The sequence below is a fragment of the Oscillospiraceae bacterium NTUH-002-81 genome (assembly GCA_032620915.1).
GTDB lineage: Bacteria > Bacillota > Clostridia > Lachnospirales > Lachnospiraceae > JAGTTR01.
In genome coordinates, this window is record CP136052.1 from 2,605,685 (window position 1) to 2,618,265 (window position 12,581).

General features: G+C 53.8%; 11 protein-coding genes. All 11 read right to left on the minus strand.

What is annotated here, in order from left to right; translation table 11 throughout:
• Positions 1-6: 6 nt before the first annotated feature.
• Positions 7-777, minus strand: coding sequence for a tRNA pseudouridine(38-40) synthase TruA (gene truA, locus RJD28_12890; protein WNV57171.1), 771 nt, complete (start codon positions 775-777; stop codon positions 7-9).
• Positions 778-780: 3 nt separating this feature from the next.
• A complete protein-coding gene (locus RJD28_12895; GenBank protein WNV57172.1) occupies positions 781-1,530 on the minus strand; it encodes an ATP-binding cassette domain-containing protein in 750 nt (249 codons plus the stop codon).
• On the minus strand, positions 1,530-2,333 hold the full coding sequence (locus RJD28_12900; GenBank protein ID WNV57173.1) for an ABC transporter ATP-binding protein: 804 nt from the start codon (positions 2,331-2,333) through the stop codon (positions 1,530-1,532). Before RJD28_12900 ends, RJD28_12895 begins: the two co-directional genes overlap by 1 nt.
• 18 nt (positions 2,334-2,351) lie before the next feature.
• A complete protein-coding gene (locus tag RJD28_12905) occupies positions 2,352-3,158 on the minus strand; it encodes an ABC transporter permease (GenBank protein WNV57174.1) in 807 nt (268 codons plus the stop codon).
• A 12-nt stretch (positions 3,159-3,170) separates the two neighbouring features.
• Complete coding sequence (locus RJD28_12910) at positions 3,171-4,118, minus strand: ABC transporter permease (GenBank protein WNV57175.1); 948 nt, start codon at positions 4,116-4,118, stop codon at positions 3,171-3,173.
• Positions 4,119-4,162: 44 nt separating this feature from the next.
• A complete protein-coding gene (locus tag RJD28_12915) occupies positions 4,163-5,743 on the minus strand; it encodes an ABC transporter substrate-binding protein (protein ID WNV57176.1) in 1,581 nt (526 codons plus the stop codon).
• A 134-nt stretch (positions 5,744-5,877) separates the two neighbouring features.
• Positions 5,878-7,032, minus strand: a complete 1,155-nt coding sequence (locus RJD28_12920; GenBank protein ID WNV57177.1) for an MFS transporter — start codon at positions 7,030-7,032, stop codon at positions 5,878-5,880.
• Between the two features lie 193 nt (positions 7,033-7,225).
• Positions 7,226-8,281: a 16S rRNA (cytosine(1402)-N(4))-methyltransferase RsmH gene (gene rsmH / locus RJD28_12925; GenBank protein WNV57178.1), complete on the minus strand. Its 1,056-nt coding sequence runs from the start codon at positions 8,279-8,281 to the stop codon at positions 7,226-7,228.
• Positions 8,282-8,608: 327 nt separating this feature from the next.
• Positions 8,609-9,409: an SDR family oxidoreductase gene (locus RJD28_12930; protein ID WNV57179.1), complete on the minus strand. Its 801-nt coding sequence runs from the start codon at positions 9,407-9,409 to the stop codon at positions 8,609-8,611.
• A gap of 103 nt (positions 9,410-9,512) precedes the next feature.
• A complete protein-coding gene (locus RJD28_12935; GenBank protein ID WNV57180.1) occupies positions 9,513-10,535 on the minus strand; it encodes a beta-eliminating lyase-related protein in 1,023 nt (340 codons plus the stop codon).
• Positions 10,522-12,507, minus strand: a complete 1,986-nt coding sequence (locus RJD28_12940; protein ID WNV57181.1) for an ABC-F family ATP-binding cassette domain-containing protein — start codon at positions 12,505-12,507, stop codon at positions 10,522-10,524. The genes RJD28_12935 and RJD28_12940 overlap by 14 nt, the downstream gene beginning before the upstream one ends.
• Positions 12,508-12,581: the final 74 nt, after the last annotated feature.

Here is a 12,581-nt window from a genome sequence, read left to right on the forward strand (position 1 = left end):
ATATATCTAACACTGTTCCTGTATGTCTGCTTCTTCATAGAGCACCCGTTCCAGAAAAAGCCCCTGGGCAGGCGCCGTAAACCCGGCTGCCGCACGCTGCTTTTTCTCCAGAATGGCCGGGATATCCTCCGCCCGTTTGCGCCCGTCTCCCACTTCCAGCAGCGTCCCCGTCAGGATCCTTACCATATTATATAGAAAACCGTCGCCCTCATACCGGATCAGCAGCAGATTGCCCTGCTGCTCCATGCGGATGGCCCGGATCGTGCGCACTTTGGATTTGCCAGGCGTCCGGTCGATGGTAAAGGAAGAAAAATCGTTGGTGCCCTCCAGATACCGGGCCGCCCGCTCCATGGCCGCCAGATCCAGCGGTGCCGTATAGTGACAGGCATATTTTCTCCGAAATACGTCCATCTTTTCCCCCGTATCGATCTGATACCGGTAAATTTTCCCCACAGCGCTGTACCGGCTGTGGAAATCTGCCGCCACCGGGCGGATAGCCAGAAGCCGGATGTCCTCCGGGAGGGTGCCATTCATCAGCTGCCGGAATGCAGCTCCGTCCAAAATGGGCTTCTTTGTAAAAAAATGAGCGGTCATGGCTTCCGCGTGTACTCCCGCATCTGTCCTGCCGCTCCCGATGAGACGCACCGGTTCCCGCAAAATAGCGGCGCATGTCCGCTCCAGCGTTCCCTGTATCGTCTGATCCGTGGAATTCTGCCGCTGCCAGCCCTGATAGGACGTGCCATCAAAGGCCAGCGTCAGCCGATAATTGTGATTCATGCCTTACTCCTCGTCAAAAGCCATGGCCGCATCCAGCAGCTCCTTCGTGTACGCTTCCTTCGGATGATCATAGATGTCGTCGATGTCTCCCTGCTCCACGATCCGTCCCTTCTGCATGACCAGCACCCGAGAGCATAGTTGATAGACCACATTCAGGTCATGAGAAATGAACAGGATGGACAGGCCAAACTCCTGCTTTAATTTCAGCAGAAGATCCAGGATCTGCGCCTGTACCGTCACGTCCAGGGCAGATACCGGCTCATCCGCAATGATAAACTTTGCTCCGGAGATCAATGCTGCCGCAATACTGATGCGCTGCCGCTGACCGCCGGAAAGTTCCCGCGGATAACGTTTCCGATATTCTGTGGAAAGCCCTACTGCCTCCAGCATTTCGCATACTTTTTTCTGCCGTTCTTCCTTTGTATAGCCACCTGCCAGACGCAGCGGTTCTTCCAGGATCCATCCCACCCGTTTTACCGGATTTAAGGATCCAAAGGGATCCTGAAAAACAACCTGAGGGCGCTTCGTGTAATGCTTCACCGTGCCGTCGTAGCTGTTCAGCATGCCCAGGATCACCTTGCACAGGCTGGACTTGCCGCAGCCGCTCTCTCCCACCAGACCCAGGATCTCATTTTCTTCTATATAAAAGCTCAGATCGTGAAGCACCACCTTCTTCTCCTTTGGAGAAAACGGTGTCTTCTTCACCATATACCAGGCATTGAGCCCTTCTACCTCCAGTACTCTGTCTGCCATCAGGAGATCCTCCTCTTCTTCCGCGTGGGAATGGCTGCAATGAGATTCTTCGTGTAATCCTCTTTCGGTGCCCGGAAAATCTCTTCGATGGTTCCCTCTTCCACGATCCGGCCGTCCTTCATGACGATAGCCCGGCTGCAGATCTCTTTCACCACCCGCAGGTTGTGGGAAATGAACAGAATGGTCATGCCTGTCGTCTCATTGAGCCGTTTCAGCAGCCGGATGATCTGTGCCTGAATGGTCACATCCAGCGCCGTGGTGGCCTCGTCCGCAATGAGCAGCTTCGGATTACAGATGATGGCCGATGCGATCATGACACGCTGGCGCATACCGCCGGACAGCTCATGGGGATAACTGTTGTATAATTCCTCCGCATTGGGAAGCTCCACATCCTTCATGGCCTGGATGGCTCTCGCCTTCCGCTCCGCTGCCGACAGCTCCTTCTGGTGAATGAACAGGCTTTCCTCCACCTGAGGGCCAATTTTCATCACCGGATTGAGGGAAGTCATGGGCTCCTGAAACACGATGCTCATATCCTGCCCCTGCAGCCCCCGCATCTCCTCCGCCGTAAGGGAAAACAGTTCTTTCCCGTCAAAGGTGACGCTGCCGCTGTCAATCACCTGATCACGCTTGCGCAGTCCCATGATACAGTGTACCACCATACTTTTTCCGGATCCGGACTCTCCCACAATCCCTAAAATTTCTCCCTGCTGCACACCAAATGACACATGCTCGACCACCTGCTGTCTTTCCCCGTTCTCACAGAAAGAAAGCGTAAGATCCTTTACATTCAGAAGTTCCATTGTTTTTCCCTTCCCTGGTTATTTCTTCACAGATTTTGCACGCAGGCCTTCGCTGATCAGCGCAAATCCCAGTACGATACAGATAATGGTAATACCCGGAAAAACCGCATACCACGGATCCAGATACAGATACGCCTGGGCATCATAGAGCATCCGGCCAAGGCTGGTCTCCGGAGGCTGTACGCCCAACCCCAGATAGCTCATGCTGGCCTCCGCCAGCACTGCATTGTTAAAGCCGATGGCTGCCGCCGTCAGCATACTCACAAAGCTGTTCGGCAAAATGTGTACAAACATGATCCGCAGTGGTCCTGCCCCCATGATCCTTGCGCTCCACACGAAGTCCTGCTGCTTCAGGCGAATGAATTCGCTGCGCACAATCCGGGCAAAGCTGGGAATGAAAACAATTCCTAAAGCAAGAATAATGTTTCTTTTGCCAGATCCCAGTAGACTGATCAACACCAGCGCCAGCAACACACTGGGAAACGATAAAATGACGTCGTTGATCCGCATGATCACATTGTCCAGTGCCCCGCCAACGTATCCGGTGACTGCACCGATGACAGTTCCGATGGCTGCACCGATGAAAACCGTGCAGACCGCCACGAAACAGGTTGTCCATGCGCCGCTCATGATCCGGCTGAAAATATCTCTGCCGAAGTTGTCCGTTCCCATTATATGCGCCATGGTAGGCGCCTGATTTTTCAACATCGCATTCATGGCCGTGGGATCATAGGGCGTCCAGAATTGCCCGATCACTGCCAGAAGCAGTATGCCGCCACCCAGAATACAACCGATGAGCAAACTCCAGTTTTTCTTTTTCTTCATCTTACGTTCCTCCTAGGCTCCCATGCGCACCCGCGGATCGATGAGCTGATACACAACATCCACCAGGAAATTGATGATCACCACCAATGCCGTCACATAGGTGACAATGGCCTGCACCACCGGATAATCCCGGTCTGAGATGGCTGTGATCAGCAGTCTGCCTACCCCCGGCACGGAAAATACCTGCTCCACAATGATGCTGCCCGCCAGGATCTCCGCGATGATCAGCGCCATAAAAGTAACCACCGGGATGAATGCATTCTTCAACACATGCCGGTACAACACGGCACGGTCATTGTTGCCCCGGCTGTAAGCCGTCCGCACATAATCCTGTCCCATCTCGCTCAGGACAGAATTGCGCAGGAACTTTACGACCATGGCGATCTTCGGCAGGGCCACGGCAATAGCCGGAAAGATCAGATATCTGACACAGCCGGAAAAGCTTTCATCCAGCTGCACGAATTTGCCCGGCTGAAACCATTTCAGCACCAGGCCAAATATATAAGTAAGGATGATCCCGAGAAAAAACGACGGGATCGCCATTGTTATCTGCGTAATGATATTGATGGCCGCATCCGGGAATTTCCCCGAAAAGCGAGCCGAAAGGATCCCCAACGGGATTGATACGATCAGAATCAGTAAAAAGGACATGGCGGCCAGCAGAACCGTGACCGCAAGGCGGGAAGTCAGAAGACTTGCCACCGTTGTATTATCGTACTTGTAGGACATACCAAAGTCTCCGCGCACGACACCGGAGATCCATTGGATGTAACGGGTTGTCACCGGCTGATCCAGCCCCAGTTCATGCTCCAGGGCCGCCACCTGCTCCGGTGTGGCGTCTGTTCCCAGCCGCGTCAGCGACGCATTGCCCGGAATGACAGAAAAAGCCGCGAAGGTAACCGCTGAAATACACAACAATGTGATAATGAGAGTAATAAATCTTTTTCCAACGTATTTCATAGTTACCTCCACGGTCTTTTTAAATTTCTTCTTTTTTCCTGATATTACTTATAATATACACAGGACATATCCTGTGCGGCGATCGGATAGAACTGATAGCCTGCCAGCTTGCTGTTCACAGCAACAAAGTCGGCCGGATCCTCGATGAATACATTGACAGCATCCTCTGCCAGTACCATCTCTGCCTCTTTGTACAGATTGGCCTTCTCGGTATCATCCACCGTTGCTTTGGCCTGTGTAAACAGTTCATCAAATTTGTCGCTCTTGTAATTCATAAAGTTCTTGGCATCTGTGCTCACATACTTGGTCAGCCAGTCACTGGGAGCCAGCTTACCGTCCACACCGATAACGGTTGCCTCATATTTTCTGCCCTGATAGCATTCAGACAGCCAGGTGCTCCACTCTACCAGATCCAGCTTTGCATCAATCCCTACTGCCTTCAGATTCTCTACAATGATCTCAGCGGTGCTCACATGCTGACTGTAAGAGCTGGGAACCATGATAGACAGTTCAAATCCATCTGCATAGCCAGCTTCGGTCAGCAGCTCCTTGGCCTTCTCCGGATCATAGCTGTAAAGGCCTTCCGTATCTGCGTTGTAGTATCTCTCCAGCGCCGGCAGCATATGGGTACCAATGAGATGGCTGGCGCCACCGAACAGGAAGTCATTGATGGATGCACGGTCAACAGCGTAATTCAGTGCCTGGCGGACAAGCGGGTTGGACAGTGGTTCATAATCATTGTTCAGATACAGCGCATGTACCAGATTCATGCTGCCGTCCACAATGGTAAAGTCATCACTGAGAACACTCACCTGATCGGCCGTCAGATAGTTCAGGATATCCAGGGTGCCTGCCTGCAGCTCTGTGAACGCAGTCTCCACATCTGCCACAAACTTAAAGGTCACCTGATCCAGATAAGCCGGCGTACCCCAGTATCCGTCATATCTCTCCAAAACAATATTCTGTCCCGGTGTGTAAGATACAAACTTGAAGGGGCCAGTTCCGACAGGGGTTCCTGCCGGATCCTCATTGGATGCCGGAATGATTCCCAGAGTCAGTTCAGAGATAAACTCCGAATTTGCCTCCTTCAGATGAACCTCCACTGTCTTGTCATCCGGGGTTACCACCTCGTCTACAATAGAAAAAGCGGAGGAATCGCCCTGTTCCTCCGCATAACGTTCGATAGAATACTTAATGTCATCCACGGTAACCGCACTGCCATCATGGAAGGTCACACCATCTCTGAGTGTAAAGGTATATACCTTTGCATCATCGGAAATCGTGTAATCACTTGCCACTGCCGGGGCCAGTTCACCGGCCGGCGTTGCTTTTACCAGTCCTTCATAAAGGTTGAATACAACATTTCTAGTTCCTGCGTCCGTTACTGCATGGGGGTCAAGACTAACCAGGTCCTGTGTCATACCGACTACGACACTTCCACCCTGTGTTGGTTCACCTGCCGCAGAATCCTCCGACTTCTCTTCCGTCGTGTCTTCTGCTGTTTCCTGAGAATTATTAGCAGCATCTTTGTCTGCGTTCTTGTCGCCTCCGCATGCGCAGAGTGCAATAGATACAGCGAGTACCATTACTCCTGAGAGAATCCTTTTCACGGATTTCTTTTTCATAATTGAATACCTCATTCTTCTAATATTCTCTCATTATTAGATTGTCCCCATCATTATACTACAGATCGCCAAAAATGCAAGAAAAAACCGCCCGGAAAGCCTGCAAAATACACCAAAAAGCGAAGATGAACGAATCACCCTCGCTTCATAAACAGTATTCCTCCAATGATCGCCGCTGCCACCGCGTAGGCAAAAAACGGAGCAACGGAAGCGCCGCTGCAAAAACCGATCACCCGCAGCACCACCGGAGCCAACGCCGCCCCCAGGTTGCAGCCCACCAGCACTTCCGAAGTGGCCGTATTCACCAGTGCCAGCGGCAGCCGGTCAGAAACGGTATTGAAGATGCACGTCAGCACCACTGTGTAGAAAAATCCGCAGAGAACGGCCCCTGTCACCACCAGCGCCAGATTGCCCGCCAGCGCGATGAGCAGCAGCCCCAGTCCCACCAGCAGCATACTGATGGCCGTCAGTTTTTCCCGGAACAGCTTCTGCAGCCGCCCGAAACTTAAGCCTGAAAAAATGCCCATGGCCAGCATGACGCTTAAGATCACACTGGCACCGGATTCCGTGGTAAACTGTTTTTCCAGCACCAGCGTGGGAATGCGCATGGTGTTAGAAACGTTGATACAGATCACCGTAAATCCCAGCAGCGCGTAGGGCAGGGTGAAAAGAAACTCTCTCCCGGAAAAAGATTTCTGTCTGATCTCTGTCTCTTCTGCGTGGGAAATCCCGGCAGGTGCCTTCACCGGCACAAACAGCAGGTACAGCACCAGAATACCAAAACCCAGGGCGTACACCCAGAACGCGGCGTTCCAGCGGATTTTTAACAGCTGCCCCGCAGCCAGCGTCATCAGCGCATTGCCCAGCACCTCGGCAGAGCCTCGGTATCCCAGAAGGGCGGATTTTTCCTGCCCCTGATATCGCTCACTGATGATACTGATGGCCCGGGCGTTGATCATCCCAATTCCTGTCCCCAGCAGGATCCGGGAACCGAAGATGAGCCAGTAGCTGCTGGTAAACACCGGTGCAATGCCGCCCAGCGTCAGCAGTAACAGGCCGGTGACAATGGCCATCCGCTCCCTGAGCAGCCGGGCCAGCCACGCATTCAGGATGATCATCGCCGTCACCGCAAAGGACGGTACCGAGATCAGAAGCTCCACCTGATCCCGCCGGTAGCCGTCAAAAAATCCCAGCATCTGCGGCAGTACCGTGGATACCGCATAGGCCGAAGTCAGCATCAGCGACAGGGACAATACCGCCAGTTTCTCTGTTGTTTGTTTTCCGTTCATCTATTTTATCTTCTCTCTTTGTTTCTCACTTTTACTATTTCTATCAATGATTACTATTTACAGATGTACCTCACATTGACTTTCCTTCTTCCCCAAAACCGCTATATCAGGTGCGCATTTGCTTTCGCTGATCCATACTGTTCTGGATATGCGCAGAATTCAGTCATCCGCTCTGTTTTTCCAAACATCCGCTTTACTCTGCGCGAACGGCCCACCGCATCTTGGTGGAACGGGCTCTGGGATTCTGCACGCACTCCTGGGCCGAGGGCCGGATCACATCCTTCGCATAGGCGGAATAGACGCCCGCCCGGTAGCCCTCCTTCAACGCCTGCTTCACCAGTCGATCCTCCCCGGAATGGAAGGTGAGGATGGCCGCCCTGCCGCCCGGCTTCAGCACCGTGGGCAGCTTTTCCATAAATTCATACAGCACCTCAAACTCATGGTTCACGTCGATGCGCAGCGCCTGGAACGTGCGCTGGCACGTCTTTTTCACTGCCTCCTTCCGCTCCTTTTCCGGCAGGAAGGACAGCGTCTGTTCAATAACTGCCCGCAGCTTCTCCGTGGTGTCGATGCGGTGCCCTTTCCGGATCTGGCCGGTGATGGCCGCCGCCAACTCCTCACAGTAGGGCTCGTCAGAATTTTCATAGAGCATTCCGGCCAGCTCCTCCCGGGAAATGGTATCCAGCCGCTCTGCCGCGCTGACGCCCGCCTCCTGGTTCAGCCGCAGATCCAACGGCCCGTCCACCTTGAAGGAAAAGCCCCGCTTCGGATTGTCGATCTGCATGGAGGACACGCCCAGGTCTGCCAGCAGGAAATCAAAGCCCCCGGCCTCTCTGGCGATCTCATCCACGGTACAGAAATTCTGCAGGCGGATGGTCAGCATATCCTCACCGAACCCCAGGTCTTCCAGCCGTTTTTTCGTCCGGGCAGACTCTTCCGGGTCCACGTCCGTGGCATACATATGTCCCTGTCCTTTCAGGCATTCCAGCATGGCCTTCGTGTGGCCACCATAGCCGAGCGTGGCATCAAATCCGGTCTGCCCCGGCTGTATATTGAGAAAATCCAGGATCTCCTTTACCATAATGGAAATGTGCATGCCCGCCGGGGTATTGCCCTTGCTGATCACATGGGCCACCGTGTCCTGATATTTTTCCGGCTGCAGTTCCTTATATTTTTCCTCAAATTTCTTCGGATATTTTCCTTTATAGCGCACCCGCCGTTTGTGCTCCGGCTGTGTTCCCTGTTCCATGCAGTGTTTCCTCCTGTCATTCATGACGCACTTTGCGCACGCTTCTGTCTTTGTTCCCCGTCATGTTACTTCTTTGCATTCTAACACAGACGGGATGGTTTTTCCATCCTTTTCCTATCATTCCGCACCATCCATTCTGCATCAACATTCCATCCGTCGGTGTAATTTGGCCCGTTTGCTGACCGTCCAGACAGAAAAACCCCTGACAGGAAACCTTAATATGTTCCGCTATAGCAACCAGTGAATGAAAACACGGAAAGCTATGTAGGGAAGATATCATTTATTTCCTGCCAGGGGCTATTTTATTGCACTCTTACTTTGTCAAAATTACGGGCGAAGTCCCATGCCGCCTTCCAGCGTGATGGTCTCACCATTCATGTACTTGAAGTCCGGGGATGCCAGCTGTACGCATACGCGGCCGATCTCCTTCTCCGCATCGCCGTAATGACCTGCCGGCGGCATCTTCACGTTTGCCTTGAAGGCTTCCGGATAAGCCTTCTCAAAGCCTTCCAGCTGGGTTGTCCATGCCAGCGGGCAGATGACGTTCACGTTGATGTTGTCGCGGCCCCACTCGGTGGCTGCCACCCGGGACAGGCCACGGATGCCTTCCTTGGCTGCTGCGTAAGCGCACTGTCCGTAGTTGCCGAACAGGCCTGCACCAGAACCGAAGTTGATGACGGTGCCCTCTGTCTCTTTCAGGTACGGGTAGCATGCCTGCATATAATAACAGGTTGCATAGAGACCGGAGTACAGAGCCAGATCAAACTGCTCCTGGGTGTGATCCACCAGCGTCACGCCGGATGCGGATGCCTGGGCATTGTTGATGAGGACATCGATTCTTCCGAAAGCGTCCATGGCCTGCTTCACCACGTTTGCTACCACTGCTGCATTGTCTGCGCCTGCGCTGACATCCGCCTGCACAGCCAGCACCTTCACGCCGTACAGCCGCTCCAGCTCCTCCTTGGCATCTGTCAGCTTCTGTACGTTTCTTCCGGTCAGCACCAGGTTCGCGCCCTCCTTGGCATAAGCAGTTGCAATGCCGTATCCGATGGAACCGCATCTGCCATCGCTTAAGGCTGCCCGTCCTCCTCCGGTAATGATCGCTGTCTTACCTGTTAAAAATCCCATACTCCTGATCTCCTCTCTATCACATATCTTGATGTTGTAAATCATATAACACATCTATAGTAACAGATTGTGAAAGAATAATCAATGTTTTTCGTCAGGTTTTTCACAATGTTTCGATCAGTTTTTCCACATCCTCCATGGCGGTTGCCCAGCTGGTGGCCAGACGGATCACCGTGTGGGTGTCGTCGAACTTTTCCCAGAAGCTGTATCGTACATGTTTTTTCAGTTCTTCCTGCTTCTCGTCCTCCAGAATGACAAAAATCTGATTTGTTGGAGAATCGAGAAGAAGCTGATAATTTTTCTCTTTTAGAGCCTGTTTCAGCCGATCTGCCGTCTGAATTGCATTTTTACTGATCTGTAAATAAAGGTTGTCCGTAAACAGGGCATCGAACTGTACCCCCAGAAGACGGCCCTTCGCCAGCAGCGCTCCCTGCTGTTTGACCATTGTCATAAAATAAACAGGTGCACCGTGAGGAAACACGACTGCCTCGCCGCACAGCGCTCCCACCTTTGTGCCGCCGATGTAGAACACGTCTGCATATCGTGCCATGTCCTCCAGCGTCACGTCCGTCTCCTCACTGGCCAGGCCATAGCCCAGACGGGCCCCGTCCACATAGAGCGGAATCTTCCAGGCCCGGCACACGCCGGAAATGGCCTCCAGCTCCGCTTTTGTATACAGTGTACCGTATTCCGTTGGATGGGAAATGTATACCATGCCCGGGAAAACCATGTGCTCATGGTTGCCATCCCTGTAAAACCGCTCCATATAGGCCCGCAGCTCCCCGGCGTTGATCTTGCCGTTCTCCTGGCCGATCTCCAGCACCTTGTGACCGGTATACTCGATGGCCCCTGCCTCATGGACGCTGACATGGCCGCTGTTGGCTGCCACCACGCCCTCGTGCCGCCGCAGCAGGCTGCCGATGACCACCGCATTGGTCTGGGTGCCGCCCACCAGGAAAAACACGTCTCCTTCCGGGCAGCCGCAGGCGTTCAGAATCTTTTCTTTTGCTGATGCGCAGTAAGGATCCACTCCATAACCGGACAGGTGTTCCATATTCGTCTCCGCCAGATGAGCCAGCACCACTGGATGGGCGCCCTCTCCGTAATCATTTTCAAAAAACAGCATCTGTTTCTTCCTCCTCTAATTCCCTGTATTGTTCATACCAGGCCAGGCAGGCATCGTGCCAGGTCTGCCTGGCGGACGCAAGCGCCACCACTGCATCCGTATAACCGTCTTCATTTCTTGACTGTACGTGCGTATGAACCGCATGGAAGTCCAGCATTTCGCCGTCCTGTGCCTCTGACAATCCTACCGTTTGCAGGATTCCATTTTCTGCCCAGAATTCCTCCGACGCTTCGTATATTTCCTTCTGAATCTCTTCGTCTTCCAGTGCTTTTTCATACTTTCTGGCCGCCTCTTCCAGCGCCTCCCGCGCCGGTTGAAGCCGCCAGTCCTCGTAGATTTCCTCCGTGGACAACTCCCGCAGCCGGTGCCGCTCCGCCTTTGGCACCGCCCGCATACCGTCGATGAGCGCCTGTTCCTCCGCCCGCAGTCTGGCCGACAGATCGCCGCTGCCCTTTCGTACGCAGTGCTCCACATAATGCCGGTAGCCGAAAGGATAGTAAAATACCTCCTGCCCCTCAAAGATCAGCACCGCATCCGCCAGCTGCTGGATGAAATACCGGTCATGGGAAATAAACAGCATGGTTCCCTGATACCCGGCAAAGGCCTCCTCCAGCCGCTCTTTCGCCTGGATATCCATATGGTTCGTGGGCTCATCCAGCAGCAGAAAATTGGGACGGCTCTGCAGCAGCTCCGCCAGTACCAGTCTCGCTTTCTCCCCGCCGGACAGGCTGTCCACCTTTTTCGCCGCCTCTTTTCCGCCGAAAAGATACGCCCCCAGAATGCCTCTGGCTTCCTTCTCCGTCAGCGCCGGAAACAGATCATGAAAATGCTCCAGCACGTTTTTCTCCGAAGCGATCTCCGCCGAATGCTGGTCAAAATAGCCCAGCATGATGTTATTTCCCAGGTGATACTTGCCGCCTCTGGGCGGCAGCAGGCCCGCCACGGTCTTCAAAAACGTGGTCTTGCCGGTGCCGTTGTTGCCCAGAATGGCGATCTTCTGCCCCTTTCGGATGTGCAGCGTGATTTCCAACAGCGTCTTCTCATAGCCCACCTGCAGCCGCTCTGCTTCCAGCACCCGTTTGCTGCCCGGCAGCAGCGGTTCCAGTGTGCCGATGGCCGCTGTTTTCTCCGCCAGCTCCGGCTTCTCCACCACAGGCAGCCGCTCCAGCTCTTTTCTCTTGGCCCGGGCAAAGGCCGCCTTCCGCGGTTTGTTTTTAAACCGGCGGATCAGCTCCTCCAGCCGCTCTTTCTCTTCCATATATCGCTCATAGGCCTTCGCCTGCTGCCGCAGCCGTTTCTTCTTTTCCTGCCGGTACGCCGTGTAATTGCCGGGATAACGGGTCAGCTTCCCCGCCTCCAGCTCATAGACAATCTCCGCCGTCTCGTCCAGAAAAAAACGGTCGTGAGATACCATCACCACCGCCCGGTCATAGGTTTTCAGATACTGCTCCAGCCACTCCACCGTGTGCACATCCAGGTGGTTCGTGGGCTCGTCCAACAGCAACAGGTCGGGATGATCCAGCAGCAGAGAGATCAGGCCGATCTTCGTCTGTTCGCCGCCGGAAAATTCCGAAAGCTTCCGCTTCTTATCCTTTTTTTCAAATCCAAAACCGGTAAACAGCGTGTCGTATTCCTTCTCATACCAGAACCGCTCCCGGTCAAAAGCGCTCCCGTCCCCGACAGGCGCATGCTGTTCCAGCTCCTCCTCCACCGTCCGGGAGACATCCGCAAAGCTGTGCTGATGCAGCATGCCGATGGTCAGATCCCGATCTGTGACGATGCCCGGCCCCTGCCGCCGGTCGTCCGCATCCAGAGAAAGCTCCCTGGCGATCACCCGCAGAAGGGTGGTTTTTCCCGCGCCGTTGGGTCCCACCAGGGCGATCTTCTCTGTGCCCCGGATGGCAAACTGCACATGGGACAGGATGCACCGGGCGCCAAAGGTCAGGGTGCCGTCTGTTATCTCATATTTCATAATTATATTCCTTTGTCTTTACATGATTCGCATTTTCCGTGCCTGACATTATCTTGCAGCTATCATGATCACAC

Bases quoted from the DNA above. Each gene is read 5' to 3' on its own strand.
- truA (WNV57171.1), bottom strand. From the start codon at position 777: ATGAATCACAATTATCGGCTGACGCTGGCCTTTGATGGCACGTCCTAT.
- RJD28_12895 (WNV57172.1), bottom strand. From the start codon at position 1,530: ATGGCAGACAGAGTACTGGAGGTAGAAGGGCTCAATGCCTGGTATATG.
- RJD28_12900 (WNV57173.1), bottom strand. From the start codon at position 2,333: ATGGAACTTCTGAATGTAAAGGATCTTACGCTTTCTTTCTGTGAGAAC.
- RJD28_12905 (WNV57174.1), bottom strand. From the start codon at position 3,158: ATGAAGAAAAAGAAAAACTGGAGTTTGCTCATCGGTTGTATTCTGGGT.
- RJD28_12910 (WNV57175.1), bottom strand. From the start codon at position 4,118: ATGAAATACGTTGGAAAAAGATTTATTACTCTCATTATCACATTGTTG.
- RJD28_12915 (WNV57176.1), bottom strand. From the start codon at position 5,743: ATGAAAAAGAAATCCGTGAAAAGGATTCTCTCAGGAGTAATGGTACTC.
- RJD28_12920 (WNV57177.1), bottom strand. From the start codon at position 7,032: ATGAACGGAAAACAAACAACAGAGAAACTGGCGGTATTGTCCCTGTCG.
- rsmH (WNV57178.1), bottom strand. From the start codon at position 8,281: ATGGAACAGGGAACACAGCCGGAGCACAAACGGCGGGTGCGCTATAAA.
- RJD28_12930 (WNV57179.1), bottom strand. From the start codon at position 9,409: ATGGGATTTTTAACAGGTAAGACAGCGATCATTACCGGAGGAGGACGG.
- RJD28_12935 (WNV57180.1), bottom strand. From the start codon at position 10,535: ATGCTGTTTTTTGAAAATGATTACGGAGAGGGCGCCCATCCAGTGGTG.
- RJD28_12940 (WNV57181.1), bottom strand. From the start codon at position 12,507: ATGAAATATGAGATAACAGACGGCACCCTGACCTTTGGCGCCCGGTGC.